Origin of the sequence: Bacillus sp. RO2 (assembly GCF_012911845.1) — a bacterium.
Classification (GTDB): Bacteria; Bacillota; Bacilli; order Bacillales; family Bacillaceae_I; genus Sutcliffiella_A.
Window position 1 is genome coordinate 111,388 of sequence record NZ_JAAXCU010000046.1, and the last position, 20,852, is coordinate 132,239.

18 protein-coding genes are annotated in these 20,852 nt (G+C 41.3%); 2 read left to right on the forward strand and 16 right to left on the reverse strand.

Annotation, left to right across the window (positions count from 1 at the left end; genetic code table 11):
- Positions 1-41: 41 nt before the first annotated feature.
- The 7 genes from HF078_RS14410 to HF078_RS14440 form a co-directional block, all read right to left on the reverse strand.
- Positions 42-1,025, reverse strand: coding sequence for an alpha-ketoacid dehydrogenase subunit beta (locus HF078_RS14410; protein WP_169291785.1), 984 nt, complete (start codon positions 1,023-1,025; stop codon positions 42-44).
- Positions 1,026-1,037: 12 nt separating this feature from the next.
- Positions 1,038-2,030, reverse strand: a complete 993-nt coding sequence (locus tag HF078_RS14415) for a thiamine pyrophosphate-dependent dehydrogenase E1 component subunit alpha (protein WP_010194908.1) — start codon at positions 2,028-2,030, stop codon at positions 1,038-1,040.
- A gap of 57 nt (positions 2,031-2,087) precedes the next feature.
- Positions 2,088-3,512, reverse strand: a complete 1,425-nt coding sequence (gene lpdA / locus HF078_RS14420; protein ID WP_169291786.1) for a dihydrolipoyl dehydrogenase — start codon at positions 3,510-3,512, stop codon at positions 2,088-2,090.
- Positions 3,513-3,528: 16 nt separating this feature from the next.
- Positions 3,529-4,656 (reverse strand): butyrate kinase, encoded by a 1,128-nt coding sequence (gene buk / locus HF078_RS14425; RefSeq protein ID WP_205831640.1) that lies wholly within the window; start codon positions 4,654-4,656, stop codon positions 3,529-3,531.
- 75 nt (positions 4,657-4,731) lie between these two features.
- Positions 4,732-5,835 (reverse strand): branched-chain amino acid dehydrogenase, encoded by a 1,104-nt coding sequence (bcd, locus tag HF078_RS14430; RefSeq protein ID WP_088018743.1) that lies wholly within the window; start codon positions 5,833-5,835, stop codon positions 4,732-4,734.
- A gap of 175 nt (positions 5,836-6,010) precedes the next feature.
- Positions 6,011-6,910 (reverse strand): phosphate butyryltransferase, encoded by a 900-nt coding sequence (gene yqiS, locus HF078_RS14435; RefSeq protein ID WP_169291787.1) that lies wholly within the window; start codon positions 6,908-6,910, stop codon positions 6,011-6,013.
- A gap of 136 nt (positions 6,911-7,046) precedes the next feature.
- Entirely contained in the window at positions 7,047-9,098 is a 2,052-nt protein-coding gene (locus HF078_RS14440) for a sigma 54-interacting transcriptional regulator (protein ID WP_169291788.1), read from the reverse strand.
- A 182-nt stretch (positions 9,099-9,280) separates the two neighbouring features.
- Here HF078_RS14440 and HF078_RS14445 point away from each other — a divergent pair, with 182 nt between their 5' ends.
- Positions 9,281-9,523, forward strand: a complete 243-nt coding sequence (locus tag HF078_RS14445) for a DUF2627 domain-containing protein (protein ID WP_148988147.1) — start codon at positions 9,281-9,283, stop codon at positions 9,521-9,523.
- A 27-nt stretch (positions 9,524-9,550) separates the two neighbouring features.
- Here the strand turns inward: HF078_RS14445 and HF078_RS14450 are convergent, their stop codons facing one another.
- Positions 9,551-10,276 (reverse strand): glycerophosphodiester phosphodiesterase, encoded by a 726-nt coding sequence (locus HF078_RS14450; RefSeq protein WP_169291789.1) that lies wholly within the window; start codon positions 10,274-10,276, stop codon positions 9,551-9,553.
- Positions 10,277-10,368: 92 nt separating this feature from the next.
- Between HF078_RS14450 and HF078_RS14455 the strand changes: the two genes are divergently transcribed.
- Entirely contained in the window at positions 10,369-10,524 is a 156-nt protein-coding gene (locus HF078_RS14455; RefSeq protein ID WP_169291790.1) for a YycC family protein, read from the forward strand.
- Positions 10,525-10,616: 92 nt separating this feature from the next.
- On the opposite strand, the gene spo0A is transcribed toward HF078_RS14455, so the two are convergent.
- The 8 genes from spo0A to HF078_RS14495 all read right to left on the reverse strand — a co-directional run bounded on the left by spo0A (position 10,617) and on the right by HF078_RS14495 (position 20,850).
- Entirely contained in the window at positions 10,617-11,408 is a 792-nt protein-coding gene (spo0A, locus tag HF078_RS14460; protein ID WP_060666315.1) for a sporulation transcription factor Spo0A, read from the reverse strand.
- Between the two features lie 273 nt (positions 11,409-11,681).
- Positions 11,682-12,977: a SpoIVB peptidase gene (spoIVB, locus tag HF078_RS14465; protein ID WP_169291791.1), complete on the reverse strand. Its 1,296-nt coding sequence runs from the start codon at positions 12,975-12,977 to the stop codon at positions 11,682-11,684.
- A 590-nt stretch (positions 12,978-13,567) separates the two neighbouring features.
- Positions 13,568-15,274, reverse strand: a complete 1,707-nt coding sequence (recN, locus tag HF078_RS14470; protein WP_169291792.1) for a DNA repair protein RecN — start codon at positions 15,272-15,274, stop codon at positions 13,568-13,570.
- Positions 15,275-15,296: 22 nt separating this feature from the next.
- On the reverse strand, positions 15,297-15,746 hold the full coding sequence (ahrC, locus tag HF078_RS14475) for a transcriptional regulator AhrC/ArgR (RefSeq protein ID WP_169291793.1): 450 nt from the start codon (positions 15,744-15,746) through the stop codon (positions 15,297-15,299).
- A gap of 92 nt (positions 15,747-15,838) precedes the next feature.
- Positions 15,839-16,675, reverse strand: coding sequence for a TlyA family RNA methyltransferase (locus tag HF078_RS14480; protein WP_169291794.1), 837 nt, complete (start codon positions 16,673-16,675; stop codon positions 15,839-15,841).
- A 6-nt stretch (positions 16,676-16,681) separates the two neighbouring features.
- The gene (gene dxs / locus HF078_RS14485) at positions 16,682-18,574 is read right to left on the reverse strand and encodes a 1-deoxy-D-xylulose-5-phosphate synthase (protein ID WP_169291795.1); all 1,893 of its coding nucleotides are present in this window, start codon (positions 18,572-18,574) and stop codon (positions 16,682-16,684) included.
- Positions 18,575-18,596: 22 nt separating this feature from the next.
- On the reverse strand, positions 18,597-19,196 hold the full coding sequence (locus HF078_RS14490; RefSeq protein ID WP_168864678.1) for a hypothetical protein: 600 nt from the start codon (positions 19,194-19,196) through the stop codon (positions 18,597-18,599).
- Between the two features lie 769 nt (positions 19,197-19,965).
- Complete coding sequence (locus HF078_RS14495) at positions 19,966-20,850, reverse strand: polyprenyl synthetase family protein (protein WP_169291922.1); 885 nt, start codon at positions 20,848-20,850, stop codon at positions 19,966-19,968.
- Between the last annotated feature and the right edge of the window lie 2 nt (positions 20,851-20,852).

Below are 20,852 nucleotides of genomic sequence, written 5' to 3' on the forward strand. Positions count from 1 at the left end.
AGAACCTCCTTTAATCACTCTTCCACTTAAAAATTCAGGTATTAGTATTGAGCTAGCTCACGCATCGCTTTTTCTACTTTGTCCGGGTTAACCATGAAGTATTTTTCCATTGTTGGAGCATATGGCATTGCAGGTACATCTGGTCCAGCAAGGCGCATGATTGGTGCGTCAAGATCGAATAAGCAGTTTTCTGCGATGATGGCAGATACTTCACTCATGATGCTTCCTTCTTTTGTATCTTCCGTAAGTAGAAGAACTTTTCCTGTTTTAGAAGCAGCTTCCATGATTGCTTCTTTATCAAGCGGGTAAACAGTACGCAGGTCAAGAATGTGTGCGGAGATTCCGTCTTGTGCAAGACGCTCTGCTGCTTGTAGTGCAAAGTGTACACATAGACCGTAAGTGATTACCGTGATGTCTTCTCCTTCACGTTTTACGTCTGCTTTACCGATTGGTAATACGTAATCATCTGTTGGTACTTCGCCTTTGATTAGACGGTATGCACGTTTGTGCTCGAAGAATAGAACTGGATCTTCATCACGGATAGCTGCTTTCAGTAATCCTTTTACATCATAAGGAGTAGAAGGCATAACAATTTTCAAACCAGGTTGGTTTGCGAACACTGCCTCAACTGATTGGGAGTGGTAAAGTGCACCGTGAACTCCCCCGCCGTATGGAGCACGCACAACAAGTGGACAAGTCCAGTCGTTGTTGGAACGGTAACGGACTTTAGCCGCTTCGGAGATAATTTGGTTAACTGCAGGCATGATAAAGTCCGCGAACTGCATTTCTGCGATTGGACGCATACCGTACATTGCTGCACCGATTGCCACACCAGCGATTGCTGACTCTGCAAGAGGAGTGTCGATAACTTTATCTTCACCGAATTGATCGTAAAGACCGGTTGTCGCTTTAAAAACTCCACCTTTTCTTCCTACGTCTTCCCCAAGTACAAATACTTTAGAATCACGTTCCATCTCTTCACGGATGGCCATTGTTACTGCATCTATATAAGAAATAACTGCCATGATAGTTCCCCCTTACTCTGCGTAGACATGCTTCATTGCGGATTCAGCATCTGCATATGGAGCATTTTCTGCGTATTCTGTTGCTTCGTTTACTTCTTTTGCAATTTTATCGTTAATTTCTTTTTCTTTCTCATCTGTTAATACGCCAACCTCTTTTAAGTAAGCTGCAAAGCTGATGATTGGGTCATTCGCTTTAGCTGCAGCCACTTCGTCACGCTCACGGTATGCACGATCATCATCATCACTGGAGTGAGGAGTCAAACGGTAGGAAATAGCCTCTACAAGTGTAGGGCCTTCGCCACGACGACCACGGTCTGCTGCTTCTTTAACTGCTGCATAAACTTCAAGCGGGTCGTTTCCATCAATAGTGATACCAGGCATTCCGTATCCTAGTGCACGGTCTGAGATTTTCTCACAAGCCACTTGTTTTTCATAAGGAACAGAGATTGCATATTTGTTGTTTTCGCACATGAAGATTACTGGTAGCTTGTGTACTGCTGCATAGTTAGCGCCTTCATGGAAGTCCCCTTGGTTGGATGAACCTTCACCAAATGTTACAAACGTACAAAGGTCTTTCCCTTCTAAACGACCACCAAGTGCCACTCCAACTGCGTGTGGTACTTGTGTTGTTACAGGTGAAGAACCAGTTACGATGCGGTTTTTCTTTTGACCAAAGTGACCTGGCATTTGACGTCCGCCTGAGTTTGGATCTTCTGCTTTTGCGAAACCGGAAAGCATTAATTCAGTTGCTGTCATACCAAATGTAAGTACAACACCCATGTCACGGTAGTATGGTAGTACGTAGTCTTTTTCACGGTCTAGAGCGAATGCTGCTCCTACTTGAGCTGCTTCTTGACCTTGACAAGAGATAACGAATGGTATTTTTCCTGCGCGGTTTAATAACCACATGCGCTCGTCAATACGGCGAGCTAGTAACATTGTTTCGAACATTTCTAATACGTTTTCATCTGTAAGCCCTAGAGCTTGGTGACGATTTTCTGCCATTTAAGTTTACCTCCTATATGTAGAGAGTTGGGAGCGTGAAGCTCCCATATCAAATTTTTACGAATGTATCGCTTTTCCATCTACTGCAAGGGCTGCTTCGCCGATTGCTTCGGACAGGGATGGATGAGGGTGAATCGTGTGGCCGATTTCCCATGGTGTTGCATCAAGTACTCTTGCAAGTCCTGCTTCAGAGATCATGTCGGTAACGTGTGGCCCAATCATGTGAACGCCGAGGATGTCATCGTTTTCTTTGTTCACTACAAGTTTCACGAATCCATCAGACTCTCCGTAAACAAGTGCTTTTCCGATTGCACGGAAAGAGAATTTACCTGTCTTCACGTCAAAGCCTTTTTCTTTTGCTTCTTCTTCCGTGTAACCAACAGAAGCCACTTCAGGACTTGAGTACACACATTTGGAAATCATAGAGTAATCGATTGGCGCAGGATTTTCGTTTGCCATATGCTCTACTGCTACGATTCCTTCGTGGGAAGCAACGTGTGCAAGTTGCAAGCCGCCGATTACATCACCGATTGCATAGATATGTGATTCTTTTGTTTGGAAACGGTCATTGGTTGTAATGAATCCTTTTTCCACTTGAATATCTGTATTTTCAAGGCCAATGCCTTCTACGTTAGCTTGACGGCCAACGGATACTAGCATCTTTTCTGCTGTAAAGGATTTCTCTTCTCCTTTATGCTCCGCTTTGATTGTTACAGATTCATCTGCTTTTTCAAGTGTCTCTGGAAGTACCTTCGCACTTGTTACTACCTTAATTCCGCGTTTTTTCAACAGACGTTGCATTTCCTTTGATACTTCTTTGTCTTCTGTTGGTAAAACACGATCTGCATACTCCAGTACCGTTACCTCTACTCCGAAATCATCTAACATGGACGCCCACTCGATACCGATTACGCCTCCACCAACGATGATAATTGATTTAGGAAGTTCTTCTAGTGATAATGCTTCATCAGAAGTCATGACTTGTGTTCCATCAATTTCAAGTCCAGGTAGAGAACGTGGACGAGATCCTGTTGCTACAATAACGTTCTTTGGGATTAGCATTTCATTCTCGTCACCATTTTCAAACTCAACAGAAATTGTTCCTGGCATTGGAGAGAAAATAGAAGGTCCTAAGATACGGCCTGTTCCGTAAAATACATCGATTTTACCTTGCTTCATTAGATGTTGCACACCGCCGTGAAGCTGATCGATGATTTTTTGTTTGCGTTCTTGTACTTTGAAGAAGTCTAGTTTTACTTCTCCTGAGATTACCCCGAACTCTTCACTGTTCTTCGTTTGCGCAAATACTTCTGCACTGCGAAGTAATGCTTTACTTGGGATACACCCAGCATGAAGGCATGTTCCGCCGATTTTTTTCTTTTCTACTACTGCTGTTTTTAAGCCAAGTTGAGATGCACGAATAGCCGCGACATACCCGCCTGTTCCGCCACCTAGGATGACTAAATCATATTCTTGTGCCATTATTCCTTGCTCCCTTCTAGCTCTGTACTACTTTTGTGTCTACGACCGTTCCAGGGTATTCTTTTGCTTTTTCTTCACCACGTAATACGCGAAGTGCTCCTTCTGTAAGAGCTTGTAATTCATTTTCACCTGGTTGTACGATGACGTCTGCAATCCAGCTAATGCGCTCGGAGATCTGTTTTACAAACCCTTTTCCGTAAGCAAGGCCACCAGTCAAAATGATGGCATCTACTTTCCCTGCCAGTACTGCACTTGCGGACCCGATTTCTTTGGCAACCTGATAAGCCATTGCATCATATACTAAAGCGGCATTTTCATCGCCTGCTTCAATCATTTGTTCCACTTTCACTGCATCATTGGTTCCAAGGTATCCAACAAGGCCACCTTGTCCTACTAGCTTTTTCATTATTTCATCACGATAATAGTCACCGGAGAAACATAGTGATACAAGATCACCAGCAGGAACCGTACCAGCACGTTCTGGACTGAACGGGCCGTCTCCATGAAGACCATTATTCACATCGACAACTCGGCCTCCAACGTGTGTACCCACTGTGATACCTCCACCCATGTGAGTAACAATCAGGTTTAGATCTTCATATTTTTTACCAAGATCTTTGGCTACTCTGCGCGCAACGGCTTTTTGATTCAAGGCGTGGAAAATACTTTTGCGCTCGATTAGAGAGAATCCTGAAATACGAGCGATGTCAGACAGTTCGTCCACTACCACCGGGTCAACGATGAAAGATGGGATATTCAATCCTGTAGCGATTTCAAAAGCAATGATTCCACCAAGATTAGATGCATGCTGACCAGCAAAACCAATCTTCAAATCATGTAACATTTCTTTATTAACGGAGTATGTTCCGCCTTCGATTGGACGAAGAAGTCCACCGCGACCACATACTGCACTAAGTTTGGAAATGTTGATGCCTTCTTGATCCAATGTCTCAAGAATAGTCGTTTTTCTAAATTCATATTGATCATAGATACTTGCAAAGGAATTAATCGTTTCGCTATCGTGACGTAATGTTTTCTCAAATACAGAGCGTTCATTATCAAATACGCCGATTTTCGTTGATGTGGATCCTGGATTGATGACAAGTATGCGATATTCCTTTTCTAACACTGTTGAAACCTCCATTTCAGACGGACGGCAAACGAGAGAATTCATCATCACCCCGTTTGCCCCTTCTGAGAAACTTAATATTTATTTATATTAGCGTCCGTTACGACGGCTTAAAATATGATGTCCATTTTGTAAAAATTGACTGCGAGAATTTTTCATTCTTTCAATACGCTCTTCAGCAAGACGATCTGCTGCACGGTATGTTGGGATACCGTCACGTTTTGCAATTTCAATAACTCTCTCAATGTTGTCGTAAATTCCTTCTACTTTTTTCATTGCACGCTCACGGTTGTAACCATATAGCTCATCCGCTACGTTAATCACACCACCAGCATTGATTACATAGTCAGGAGCATAAACGATACCCATTTCATGGATGATATCTCCGTGTTTAGTATCAAGCAACTGGTTATTAGCTGCACCAGCGATAACTTTTGCTTTTAATTGAGGAATCGTTTCGTCATTGATAGTTGCTCCAAGTGCACATGGTGCATAGATGTCGCAGTCTACACTGTAGATGTCGTTGATGTCTACTGCTCTTGCACCGAACTCTTCTACTGCACGGTTAACCGCTTCTTTATTGATATCTGTTACGATAAGCTGAGCACCTTCTTCGTGAAGATGACGGCAAAGGTTGAATGCCACGTTACCTACACCTTGAACAGCTACAACTTTTCCTTCTAATGAATCTGTACCAAATGCTTCTTTCGCTGCAGCTTTCATTCCGCGGTATACTCCAAATGCTGTTACAGGAGATGGGTTACCGGAAGAACCGAATGCAGGTGATACACCTGTTACATAGTCTGTTTCTTCATAGATCAAGTCCATGTCTGCTACAGTTGTACCAACATCTTCTGCAGTGATGTAGCGTCCGTTTAATCCTTGGATGTAACGACCGAAAGCTCGGAACATTTCTTCGTTTTTGTCAGTGCGTGGGTCACCAATGATAACTGTTTTACCGCCACCAAGGTTTAATCCAGCTGCAGCGTTTTTGTAAGTCATCCCTTTTGCAAGACGAAGTGCATCTTCAATGGCTGCACCTTCATTTGCGTAAGTCCACATGCGTGTTCCGCCAAGTGCAGGCCCAAGTGTTGTATCGTGAATAGCTATGATTGCTTTCAGTCCTGATTGTTTGTCTTGGCAAATCACCAGTTGCTCGTAGTCGTAAGTCTCCATATATTTGAAAATTTCCATGATAAAATTCCTCCCCAAGATAGTAAATGATTTTTAGTTTTAGAAATTTGTTCTACACCTCTGTTGATTTCCGATAAAGGCTTTGCTTTCCTAGGGACTCCACCAAGCGCTATCTCCCTCAGGGGTCACCGCCTTTTTCTACAATCAACAGCTATGTTTTTTTATGAACTTTAATTTATTTCACAGAACAAACCGCAAGGGCTAGTGAGTTTAGTTTACTCTCTGCTGAGTCAGCTCTGGATGTTAACACAATCGGTGCTTTTGCGCCGGCAATGATTGCTCCGACTTTCGCTTTTGCAAAGTAGATTAATGATTTATATAAGACATTTCCAACTTCAATGGTCGGAACAAACAGGATGTCCGCTTGTCCTGCCACGTCACTTTGAATTCCCTTGTGCTCAGCAGCAAGTGCTGATACTGCGTTATCCAATGCTAGTGGGCCATCAATGAGGCAGTCTTTTATTTGACCTCTATTATTCATTTGTGTAAGAAGTGCTGCATCCACCGTAGCTTGCATCGCTGGGTTCACTACCTCTACGGCAGCGAGTGGCGCAACTCTCGGGAGTTCAATCCCTAGCGCTCTTGCCACATGAACAGAGTTTTGAACAATCTGCACTTTTTGTTGAAGATCTGGCGCCACATTCATTGCTGCATCTGTTACAAATATTAATTGTTCATAACCTGGCACTTCAAATGCGGCAACATGGGATAATACATTGCCCGTCCGCAAACCATACTCTTTGTTTAACACTTCTTTAAGAATGGTTGCTGTTGGGACATTTCCTTTCATCAGTACATCCGCTTCGCCGCTTGAAACAGCTTTTACAGCAAGTTCTGATGCCTTCTTAGTACCATCAGCAGAAACAATTTTCAGTGCATGATGTGATGCATCGACATTGTGTTCTTTTAATAATGCTAGTATTTTCTCCTCATGTCCAAACAGTATAAAGGAAGCCAACTGCTTGTTTAAGGCATGAGAAACCGCTTCGATCACTTCTTCATCTTCGGCTGCTGCAATTGCTACCACTTTAGAAGTGAGCTGGGTTGCTTTGGTGATAAGTTCCTCTAGTTTCATTTTCTCAACCCTTCCTTTCTACTCCAATATTATCTATGCAAGAAGCGTGCCAACTTGTTTATAAGTGAAAACGCTTTATTTTACCGCTCATCACTAAGCAAGATTTTTCATACCGTGCAGTTTTTTGCACGCACTATTAATCAATCTTGAATTTCTCCATTTTATAATAAAGATTTCTAATTGATACTCCGAGCTCTTTAGCAGTCTTTGTTTTGTTACCTTTATTCTTCTTCAATATCTTTTGAATTATTTTCGCTTCATACCCTTCTAGCATTTCTGCTAAAGTGTAATCACTAGAGACTGTTTCGGCAGAATCTTGTACTACTTTGTCTCCGCTGGTAGCCAAATCCGGAATATGTTCTGTGTCGATAAACACTTCATTAAATTTCATAAAAATGATGGCTCGTCCAAGAACATTTTCAAGCTCCCTCACATTGCCTGGCCAATCGTAGGCAGCAAGGTGATTGATAGCTCGTGGAGTTAACCCTTCCACATTTCTACCGTAATCTTGATTTATTTTTCTTATAAGATGTTCACTTAACGCTTCTATATCTTCTTTTCTTTTACGCAGAGGCGGAATGTGAATAGGCATTCTATTTAAACGATAATAAAGATCCTCACGGAATGACCCGTCTGCAATTCCTTTTTCTAGATTTACATTTGTGGCAGCAATCACTCTTACGTTAATGGTAATTGCTTTTGTTCCACCTACGCGTATGATTTCATTTTCTTGTAGAACCCTTAATAGTTTTGCTTGAGTATTGGCAGATAATTCTCCAATCTCATCGAGGAAAATACTACCGTTATTTGCTTCTTCAAATAGCCCTTTTTTACCGCCTCGCTTGGCACCAGAAAATGCACCTTCTTCATAACCGAACAATTCACTTTCCAATAAAGATTCAGAAAGAGCAGCACAATTAACTCTGATAAATTTGTTATATTTGCGGCTGCTTGCGTTATGAATAGCGTGGGCAAAAAGCTCTTTCCCCGTGCCGGACTCCCCGCGTAATAAAACGGTTGCTGGTGTTTTCGCCCCAAGTTTTGCTTGTTCAATGGCAAGGCTCATTTCTTCAGAAGTTCCGATGATATCCTCAAAGGAATACTTCGCTTCGAGCGTTCTGATAATCTGTCTTGCCCGGTCCAACTCAGTGGTAAGCGTCTGTATTTCTGAGACATCATGGATGACACCCACACTCCCTTTTAACTTGCCATCCACTATTATCGGCGCGACGTTTACAATGACTTCCTTTTTAGATGGACCTACTTTTAAATTCACACCGCGAACAGCTCTCCTAGTTTCCAGTACCTTCATATGCATACTGTCACCTTCATAAATATCTGCTGTTGCAGGCTTACCAATGACTTGTTGTTCTTCAAGTCCAGTCAACCTCGAGTATGCAGGATTTATCATCAAACCTCTGCCAAATTCATCTACCACGGAAATCGCTTCATCAGACGACTGAATGATCGCTTCAAGCATGGTCTGAATACCTTTTAGGTTTGTAACTTCCTCTGCAAGGTTCATAACTTCTGTGATGTCCTTGAAAACAGCAAAGGCTCCAATTACCCTTCCATCTTCATCTATAAGAGGAGATCTTGTTGTAATGATTTTTTTACCGTTTTCAAGTAGCATTTCTTTGTTTTTTTCTACTTTTTGCGTATGTATCACATCTTGCAGTCTGCTTGTTGGAACATTTTCCAAGATATGTTGACCAAGCATATGCGCTTTTTTTATTCCTACTATTTTTTCAGCACTTTTATTGTAGATGATAACCTTGCCTTGTTGATCAACCACCATCAATCCATCGTGAAGCAGATTAAATATGAGGTCGCGTTTGTGGGATTCATATTTCATTTTTGCAATCAGTTCTTCTTTTTCTTCCACCAAAGTTGCTGTAATGTGAGCTACCGTTCCAGGAACGAGAACCGTTCTCGGGTTCTTCGCCTCACGAATTTCACGAAATACCTCGTCCGAACCAGTCGCTTCAATGATGATATCCACACTCTCAGATAAGAAATCTTTCCAATCTAGTCCGACTGTAATTCCCATGTCTTTTGCAAGCTCCAAGCCAGGTGCTGCCTGGTTAATATCGACAACAGCAAGCAAATGGAACATTCCTGAATGCGTTAACATTTTTAAAATCGCAGAACCGCCTTTACCAGCACCAACTACCAATACTGTCTGCATAAAAAACCCCTCTACACCTGTTACATATATTCTCTTGCCAAATTGAAAGAAAATTCACAGTCTTCTATAAAAGGTATGAAATTTCTTGCACACTTTTATCTTAAATGTTTTTACTCTTCTATGCAAGGCATTTTCTGCTATAATGGAAACCGAAAGCTTTGAAAGTGAGGCCAACATTTGATATGCAACGAATAATTGCTTTAATCATTTTATTGATTCCAGGAATCATAGCTGTTTATGGAATAAAATTGATGAGGGACATGGTATTCAATATTGCACATCCTTTAATCCCTTCATTAACCTTGCAATTCATTATAGGATTTCTATTTTTTTTAGTAGGATTATGGTTTGTCGCTGGTTTCATTTTTCACCGAGACCGCAAGCGTAACAATGTTCAAAAACGGTTCCAAAAGAGAGAGAAATAAGAAAACCGGCTGTTCATAGCAGCCGGTTTAATTTTGATATTTTAACTGTACAGCTTTCTTTGGGTAATCGGTAAAAAAACCTGCACACCCTTCTTCGAACAGTCTTTTCATAACTTTTTCATCATTTACCGTAAAAGGTCTGACAGGTACTCCCGCATGTTGAGAGCGCTGAATGATACTTGAAGTTGCTGCCTTAATATGAGGATGAATACCACTTCCCCCAACCCATTTAGTATAATCCCACGGTTTATAGATTCCTTCCATATACAAAACAGCTTTTTCTATGTTTGGCGCCAACGTATTCAATCGAGCAATACTGTAATGATTAAAGCTTGAGAAGATTATCAGGTGCGCCATCTTATATTGGTCCACTAAATCAAGAACTTTCTCCTCCATTCCCGCATATGGAAGAATGCTGTTTTTCAGTTCTATATTCACAATCGTCTGCTTTCTCGAAGCCCACTCCAACACTTCTTCCAATGTAGGAATTTCCGCATGTTTGTATTGCTTTTTAAATTTATGTACAGCGTTTATTTTTTTCAATTCTTTTAATGTTAAATCTTGCACAAAACCTTTGCTGTCAGTTGTTCGGTTCACTTTTTCATCATGTATGACAACAGGAATGCCGTCTTTGCTTAATTGAACATCTAATTCGATCCCATCTGCTCCATCTTTATATGCTTGTTCAAAGCTGATCATCGTATTTTCAGGATGAGTACCCGCTGATCCCCTATGGCCAAAAATTTTCGTCATTTTTACACACCTTTCTACTTCAGTCTTGTCAGAAATAATTGTAAACGAACGTATTATTTAGTAAAATTTTTAGATAAAGCGAGGTGAACACAATGCGTCCATTACAAATATCCGCTGAAACCGCACAAAAACTTGCTGAGGCTTTGGATGTGCCTATTGAACAAGTCATGCATCTTCCTCAACATATCCTTATTCAAAAGCTTGTAGAAATAGAGCGAAAAGAATCCAGTAACAGCAATAAAGAGTAATCCTACTTTTTGATATATGTAACATAAACAAACCCAACATACAAATTTGCATGTTGGGTATTTCTATTGCTGGTACTTTATATCTTACCCTCTCAAGAAGCTCTGTGCTCCAGTCTTAATTTATCCGCAACCATCGCAATGAACTCACTATTTGTAGGTTTAGCTTTTGACATTGATACTGTGTAACCGAACAAAGAAGAGATGCTGTCGATATTACCACGTGACCAGGCAACTTCAATTGCATGGCGGATGGCACGCTCTACACGGCTCGCTGTGGTATTGTATTTTTTCGCGATATCAGGATATAGGACCTTTGTGATGGAGCCCAATAACTCGATATCATTGTACACCATGGAAATTGCTTCGCGTAAGTATAGGTAACCTTTGATGTGAGCAGGCACTCCAATTTCATGAATGATACTTGTGATGTTTGCATCAAGATTTCTACCTTTAGGTTCTGGGCTGGAGGAACGAACAGATGATGAACTTGATCTCTTAAGGATTGGTGATGCTTTTCCGCTCACTTGACGGATGTTGCTCACAAGATTTTCCATATCGAATGGCTTTAGAATAAAATAGGAAGCTCCCAAGTCTACCGCTTTCTTTGTCACATCTTCCTGTCCAAAAGCAGTTAACATAATTACGTTAGGAGATTTTTCTAGGTTTAGACCACGCATTTTTTCAAGTACTCCTAAACCGTCCAGATGAGGCATAATGATGTCAAGTACTAACACATCTGGATTTTTATCTTGAAGCAACTGAAGACATTCTTGACCATTGTGAGCTACCCCTACAACTTCCATGTCCTCTTGCGCTGAAATATACTCTTCCAATAGACCGACCAATTCACGGTTGTCATCTACAACACATACTTTAATTTTCATATAACTAGTTTCCTCCTCAGTCCCTATACTTTCTATAAAGCATTACGCCTTAAATTTTATTCTAAATGTTAAATTCGACAATGCAACCTCTTTTCCTTTAAAAAATTTAAAAAACCGTAAAAATTATATAAAATCTTTATTTTTCTCCAGAATACTCTTAAATTCGACGCAAACCGCATTCTATTACATTTATTGGGTAATATGTCGAAAAATCTTTGCTATTATCATCATAACGTAATTTTAAGCAAAAAAAAAGAAAAAAAGTGAGCTGTCTTAGCCCACTTTCTTCTCTTTGTCTTTTTGGTAAATATCAATACCCGCTTCATTCAGCATCCATTCGATATGAACGCCATAACCGCTTGTAGGGTCATTAACGAATACATGTGTGACTGCACCGATCACTTTGCCGTTCTGTATGATAGGACTTCCACTCATGCCTTGAACGATTCCCCCTGTTTTATCTAAAAGGGCTGGGTCCGTGATCTTAATGACCATCCCCTTGGTTGCAGGGAATTTCTGTGGAATGCTACTCAGAACTTCTACATCAAACTCTTCAACCTTATCCCCTTCGACCACCGTCAAAATCTTGGCAGGGCCTTCTTTCACCTCATAAGATAATGCGATTGGCAAGGCTTTGTCCATAATGCCATTTTCAATATCTTTATGCAAGGTACCAAAAATACCGAAAGGACTATTCCTTGAGATATCACCAATGGCCGAACGATCGCTGGAAAATCTTGCAAGCTTCTCACCCGGAACACCATTACTACCTTTATCGATAGATGTTACCGTGGATCGTACGATTTGACCATCTTGGACAATAATTGGTTTTTTCGTATCCATATCTGATATTACGTGACCTAATGCTCCATATTTCATGGTAATGGGATCATAAAATGTCATGGTTCCAATACCAGCTGCAGAATCTCGTATATATAATCCAATTCTAAAGGAGCTCTCTTGCTTGTCTTTTAAAGGAATAAGTTTCGTTTCAATGGTTTCTTTTTCACGTGTGATGACAACATCAAGGGGATTTCCGGTTTTTCCGGACTCTTGTACGAATGGAGCAACGTCACTCATTTGTTCAATGGTTTTTCCATTTATCTTTGTAATAATATCGCCAACCTGAATACCCGCTATTTCTCCAGGCGATTTTTTTCCATCTTCCGTGTCCACTTGGTGATGACCTACTACCAATACACCTAACGTATTTAACTTGACGCCGATCGATTGACCACCAGGATACACTTTATATTCAGGTATGACATCTACATTGACTTTCTTAACCGGGATACCTGCCAGTTGTAGTACAACCTGACCTTCCCCAGCCTGTTTGCCTTGAAATGCTAACGTTTTATCGTTTGCCTCAATCCCTAGAGAGGAGGAAGAATCTTCATTCACTTTGGCAGTCACCGGAACAGATGACTGGAAATGTAATCCTTGTCCTTCAAACATCGTTATTTTATTTGGGATTTGGACATACTCTTTAAATGGTTGACTTACACATAATACCATGACTGAAACAAGGAGAAATACACCAACAATTTTTCTAATTATATCTTCTCTCAAACATTTCACTCTCCTCGGTCCTATCCCACACCATTCATGGCTACATTATATAATTTTGCCTTGTCAGGCTACATTTATAACAACGATATTAATTTAAATGCTACCCTTTATGGATAGTTATGTTATTTGAGGGGAATGGGGATATTAATTGGGAGTAGGAATGGTGAATATTATGTTAAATGGGCCAGCTTTGGAAACGTCGATGTTGAATTTCAGTGAACGATGAACGACTTCGTACGGGCTTGAGGGCAAATTTAGTCGTTTCTACAGTTGCTGAAGTGCAATCAAATGGCTTCCCTTTTTGTAGCGTAAGAGCAAATGTCCGAAGATTTTCAGAAGTTGACCGAAGTTTTGGCATTTTTGACCGAACCAAAATTTAGAATGACCGAACCCCGTTTGAGATTTGACCAAACAACGCCTTTTAGTGTCCGAACCCTGCCTTTATTGAGTGTATAAATGTCCAAACATCAAACAAAGTTGTCCAAACTGTTTTACACACACTAAAAATGACCCAAAAACTTATAAAAATTGCTGATTTTGTACAAAACTACAAAAACCGTCCACACCTCCAAATGTGAACGGCCTTCGTGTTACCCCTGTTTAATATTCCCCGCGATCTCCAACAGCTCGCGTGCATGCTCCTTCGTCAAAGAAGTAATCTCCACACCAGAAATCATCCGGCCAATCTCACGGACCTTTTCATCTTGATCCAGCCCGCGCACCTTGGTTTTGGTACGTTCGCCAGATACTTCCTTGCTGATGAATAGATGAGTGTCTGACATGGCTGCAACTTGAGGCAAGTGCGAGATACAAAGCACTTGCGAATCAACCGAGACCTGATAGATTTTCTCCGCAATAGCTTGTGCAACCCTGCCGCTGACTCCTGTATCGACCTCATCAAAAATAATGGAGGTGATACCTTGGTGTCTGGAGAAGATACTCTTTAAAGCAAGCATAATCCGCGAAAGCTCCCCACCAGAAGCAACTTTCGCCATTGGCTTCAACGGTTCACCAGGGTTTGTTGTAAGGTAAAACTCTACAACATCCACACCGTTTTTCCCAAACACGACATCGCCTGATGCCTTTTCCTTTTTCACATCCATGTTCACATCAAAGATTGCTTTTTCCAAGTACAAGTCTTTCAGCTCTTTATGGATGCTCTTCATTAATTTCTCGGAAGCTTTTCTACGTGCATCAGTGAGTGATTTCGCTTCAAGGGCAAGATCTTGCTTGAGTGACTCCAATGACTCCTGCAACTGATGTATATGTGAATCACGGTTTTGCAAAGTTTCGAGCTCTTCTTCTATCTTTGCACCATACTCTAATATCTCCGAAACCGAACTTCCGTATTTCCGCTTCAACTGTTTAATTTCATTCAATCTTCCTTCAATAAAATCAAGGCGGTTTGGATCAAACTCAAGCTGATCTATTTCATCCCTAATACGATAAGATAATTCTTCTAATTGATAATAAGAATTGGATATGATTTCATAAACATCTTTGAGGTTTTTATCTATTTCTTCCAGACCTTCCGATTCAGACATAGCTTGTCCGACCCAGTCCAGTCCCTTTTGTTCTCCGTGCATGGCATAGTAACAGTTGTTGAGCGATTGATAAAGGCGTTCATAGTTACTGATTTTGTTTCGTTCTTCTACCAACTCATCTTCTTCATTAATGGTTAGTTGCGCATTGTTGATCTCTTCTGCCTGGAACTGCAACAAATCAAGCCGATGAGCAACCTTTTGTTCATTTTCGGTGAGTTCTAGGAGCCTTTTTTCAACGTCCTTAAAAGAAGTATAAATATTTCTATACTCTTGGAGTTCCCTTTGGACAGCCACGCCGCCAAACTGATCTAGAAGAGAGAGATGCAAGTCCGGATCCATCAACTCCTGATGTTCGTGCTGACCATGGATATCCACCAATGTTTGTCCTACTTCCCTTAATAGTGCAATGGTGACAAGCTTTCCATTAACACGACAAACACTTTTTCCAGTAGCATGGATTTCTCTTCGCAACACAACCATTTCGTCTTCTATATCAATCCCAAGCTCCTGACAAACTTTGTAAGCAGGGTGATTTTCATCCTCAAGTAAAAATAAGCCCTCTAGTTCCGCTCTTTTTTCACCAAATCGAACAAATTCGTGCGATCCCCTTCCACCTGCCAACAAGTGGATAGCATCTATGATAATGGATTTACCCGCTCCGGTCTCCCCGGTTAAAACCGTTAACCCTTTGTCAAAAGATACGGAAAGGGATTCAATAATAGCAAAATTTTTAATGGTTAACTCAGCAATCATATCATCACATCCTCGCGTGATTTTATAGCATATTTATAAAGCGGTCAGATAAATCTTTTGCATCCTCCGGTGTACGGCAAATGATTAAACATGTATCGTCACCACAAATAGTCCCTAGAATTTCCGACCAATCAAGATTATCAATTAAAACACCGATAGCATTTGCATTACCAGGCATTGTTTTCATTACAATCATATGACCTGCTATATCTATTTTCACAAACGCATCCATCAATGAACGTTTTAGTTTTTGCAGAGGATTAAAGCGTTGATCTGCTGGGAGGCTATATTTATATCTACCGTCAAGTAGTGGAACTTTTACAAGATGAAGCTCTTTGATATCTCTTGAAACGGTCGCTTGGGTCACATTGAAACCTAAGCTTTTCAAACGATCAACAAGCTCGTCCTGTGTTTCTATTTCGCTGTTTGTAATTAATTCTCTAATCTTTATGTGTCTTTGGCCCTTTGTCATGTTGGCACCCCTTAATAATCTATATAACCTAGCTTTATGTTAATGGAAACCTTTCAATATGTAAAAGAAAAAAGGAACAACCATCGTAATAGTTATTCCCCTTTTTCGACCTTCAATTGTAGGTGCGCATCTGCAACTAGAGTGGATATGGAAGTTTCGAGATTATTTTCTGCGTTTTCTTCTGTATGTCCATTCCATTGCAAATGAAGGAGGAATTCAATGTTACCCTCCCCTCCCTTAATCGGCGAGTAAGAGGCATTCATCACGTCATAGCCTTCCTTCAAGCTGAAGTCAATAATCTTATCCATCACCGCTTCGTGTATCTTCGGTTCACGGACAATACCTTTTTTGCCGACCTGCTCTCTTCCCGCTTCAAATTGAGGCTTAACAAGCGCCACTACGTCGCTGCCTGATACAAGCAGGGTTTTTAACACAGGTAATATCAGTTTCAATGAAATAAATGAAACATCAATGCTGGCAAAATCCGGCATGCCTTCATTTAAATCCACCGGTGTAACATATCTGAAATTGGTTCTTTCCATCACCACTACCCGGTCATCTTGACGGAGTTTCCAAGCCAGTTGATTATACCCTACATCAAGTGCGTAGCTAAGCTTTGCACCATTTTGCAGGGCGCAATCGGTGAATCCGCCTGTAGAAGCACCGATATCAAGAAGTATCTTGTCTTTTACATCCAAGTTAAAGACTTTTAGTGCTTTTTCCAGTTTTAAACCGCCTCGACTTACATATGGCATGACATTGCCTTTGACAGTCAACGCTGCATCTATTGCTACTTTTTCACCAGGCTTGTCCAGCCGTTGTTCGTTTGAATATACAAGTCCTGCCATAATGGAGCGCTTTGCCTTCTCACGTGTTTCCACAAGCCCACGCTCCACTAAAAGTACATCTACTCGTTCTTTTTTCGCCATATACCCTTAAGCCCTTTTTTGTTTTCTTCTTGCTGCAATCAATTTAACATTTTCCACGACTTTTTCTGTTGTTAAATCTATTTCCTGTAGCAGCTCTTTCACACTTCCATGTTCAATGAAGCGATCCGGAATTCCCATTCTTACCACACGGTTGGTATAACCATTATCGTTTGCAAACTCGACAACCGCACTACCGAATCCACCTTGAAGAACTGCTTCTTCAATTGTTACAAAAGGTATACCTGATTTAAAGAGGTCGTGCAATAGCGCCTCATCCATCGGTTTAATAAATCTCGCATTCACTACTTTTACTGACAGGTTTTCCTTTTTTAGATAATCGGCAGCTTCAAGTGCCATTCCGATTGTCGTTCCAAATGTAAGGATAACTGCATCCGTTCCTTCTTTCAGTACTTCCCAAGAACCGATTGGCAACTCTTTTAATTCCTCATCCATTTTGACACCTAATCCGTTACCACGTGGATAGCGAAGTGCAATTGGGCCTTCGTCATACTTATTTGCCGTATATACCATGTGTTGGCCTTCGTTTTCATCTTTAGGCATCATTAGAACCATGTTTGGTAAATGTCTTAGAAAGGCGATGTCAAATACACCTTGATGCGTTTCACCATCTTCCCCGACTAAACCAGAACGATCAATCCCAAAGAAAACATTTAAGTTTTGACGGCATACATCATGGACGACTTGATCGTATCCTCGTTGCAGGAAGGTAGAATAAATGGCTAGGAACGGTTTCATTCCTTGAGTTGCAAGCCCGGCCGCCATGGTGACTGCATGCTGCTCTGCAATTCCGACATCAAACATTCGGTCTGGAAATTCTTTTGCAAAACCTTCAAGCTTAGATCCTACAGGCATCGCAGGTGTCAGAGCCACGATACGCTCGTCTTCTCGTGCAAGTTTGCGGACTGTTTCACTAACTACACTGCTCCACGCTGGTGGACCGCCAACTGGCTTCAGGAAATCACCTGTTTCAATCTTATAAGGCCCAGTTCCATGCCATGTACCAATCGTATCCAGTTCAGCCGGTTCATACCCTTTTCCTTTTTTTGTTACAACGTGGATCAGCACCGGTCCTTCTGTTTTCTTGGCATATTTAAGATTTTCAATTAAATCGCTGTAATTATGTCCATCAATTGGTCCTAAGTACGTAAAACCAAGTTCTTCAAAAAACATCCCGCTGACAACAAGGTATTTTAAACTGTCTTTGATGCGCTCAGCCGTTGACGCCAGTTTCCCGCCAACTGCAGGTATTTTCTTAAGAAGCACTTCCAGTTCGTCTTTTACCCAATTGTACTTACCAGCAGTACGCATTCTTCCAAGCGCACTATGCAATGCTCCGACATTTGGAGCGATGGACATTTCATTATCATTCAAAATGACAATCATGTCTTTCTTTTCATGACCAATATGATTCAATGCTTCGAGTGCCATTCCGCCTGTTAAGGCACCATCCCCGATAATCGGAATAACATACTCATCGGTTCCTTTGATGTCACGAGCGGCCGCCATACCCATCGCTCCGGAAAGAGAGGTGGAAGAATGTCCCGTTTCCCAAACATCATGCTCAGACTCATTCCTTTTCGGAAACCCACAGAGACCTTTATATTTACGCAACGTACCAAAATCACAGGCTCTTCCTGTCAAAATTTTATGGACATAGGCCTGGTGACCAACATCCCATAAAAACTTGTCTTTAGGGCTGTCAAACACTTTGTGCAAAGCAACAGTGAGTTCGACTACCCCAAGATTCGGCCCGATATGACCGCCTGATGTGGAGAGCTGTTCTATCAGAAAACGTCTGATATCCTCGCTAAGGCTCTCCAGTTCATCTATTGACATTTTCTTTAAAAATTGCGGATTTTCAATCTTTGTAAGATCCAAAAGGGATCACTCTCTTTCCTTGCTAATTTCGCTTATTTTTACGCTTTTTATTTTCTTTCAAGACCACAATGTTAAATTTGTCTTCTAGTATATAAAACAGCCTTCCCACTTGAAACAGAATAGGTGTAGAATACCGAATTGCCATCGACTTTCCAAAAGCCTTTCCTCCAACTGTAACAGCTGCCACAACGCTTGTGAAGACAACAGCCACAATATAATGGAACAAAGAGTCTTCTGTTTGCCCTACCGAAAGGGTGAAGGAAATGACTACAATGGCAGATGCAGTCCCACTGATAATCCCAGAAATATCACCGATAACGTCATTACAAAAACTTGCAAACCGATCCGCATTCCTGACAATCTGTATGGCTTGTTTGGAACCGTTTACCCTTTCCGCTGCCATCGCATGAAATGGAGTTTCATCTGCAGCTGTGGAAGCAATACCAAGCATATCGAAAAAAATACCGATAAAGACGATGATAAACACAATGACCATCCCTACTGCCCATGTTACTCCTGAAAGTAAGTAGGTGGAAACGATTGAAAAAATAGCCGCTAACACGAGTGTGATAACGGCGATAGCTAAACTCCAATTTATTGCATCTTTCCATTTATTAACCATAGTATAAAATCCCAACTCTATATAAGTAAGCTTTTGTAGTTATCTTACATTTTATTATAGACAAAAATTTTTAATCCACCAAACTTCAATAGTTTTTATGTAAAAGTGGTCATGTATTGAGTAAAAACTGCGGCTTAGGTCCAGTAGGTTTTCCCAAGCAAGTACCAGATGTCGCCATACTGGCGGTTTCCCTTTAAACCTGCCTTAGCCGTGTCGCCATCGACTAGACTGGATTACCACTTAGTCCGCACTATAATCCTCAATACATGTCTTAAATTTAGAACAGTCTAGGAGTTTTCCTCTACAGCCCTTAAACCTTGTCTTAGCCTCTTTTGCAGAACGGATTTCATATGGAATACATAGATAGATTCACCGGCCTAGTGAAAAAATCCCCTACCATAATCCCCTCCGACTCCACTCAAGGCAGGCTACGCTGTTTATACCTAACCCAGTTAGATATAACACAGGTTTATCACCATTCCACTACTTGCTCCCCTAGGGGATTAACAAGCGTAAGAATGGGCCTCCACGGAAGTAGGGTCTTCGCCCACATGCCATTGTGGATCGCCCTACTACCTTAACTCCCAGCATCAACCCAAGGCTGGGCGCCTCAAGCCGACACAAGGAACTTCATCGATGTGCCCTTTAGCGGATTTTTAGGCCCGCCTTCAGAAAAGGTGGACTGACTAGAATACTGCACCACTCATTTGTACCATATACTATACCACAAAAAGAGGAAATGCTCAATTTTGACTGCTACTTTTGTCGATTAATGGTCCCTTTTGGCAATTAGATCGCAAAGTTGCACCAATAGATCCGACTCTAACGGAATGTCAGCTAGAATTTGCTTCGCCTCATTAATATGATATTCCAACTTTTCTTTTGCGCCTTTCATGGTTAGTAGTGATGGATAGGTCACTTTTTCGTTAAGGGTATCTGACCCTACAGGCTTGCCAATTTTAGACGCATCCCCTTCAATATCAAGAATGTCATCTCTGATTTGGAATGCAAGGCCCAAGTGGTCTGCAAATTGCTCTAACTTGGCAATTTGCTCTTCTGTAGCATCCCCGAGTATTGCACCTGCCACTATGCTATAACCTAGTAGTTTTCCTGTTTTGTTTCTATGTATATATTCAAGGTCTTGAAGTGAAAGTAGTTTTCCTTCTCCTTCCATATCCGCAACCTGTCCTCCAACCATTCCTCTTGGTCCGGAGGCTTTGGCTAATTCCTTCATTAGGGTGACGACTTTCATTGGCTGGACATCTAGATTTAAAAGGTCCTCCATAACCTCAAAGCTTTGGGTGAGCAAGGCATCACCAGCCAGTATTGCCATCGCTTCACCATACACTTTATGATTAGTAGGCTTTCCGCGTCTGTAGTCATCATCATCCATACTCGGAAGATCATCGTGCACTAGAGAATACGTGTGTATCATCTCAACGGCACAAGCTACTGGTATTCCCAGCTCTTCCGGCTTTCCAAAAGACTTTAATGTTGCAAGCACTAATAAAGGTCGAAGTCTTTTTCCGCCTGCCTTCAGTGAATAATTCATGGATTCCAGTAAAACTTCTGGTGCTTCAACAGAATTCATATAGGAATAGAGAGCATCCTCCACCAATTTCTTTCTATCTTTCATAAAAGTTTGTAGATCCATCA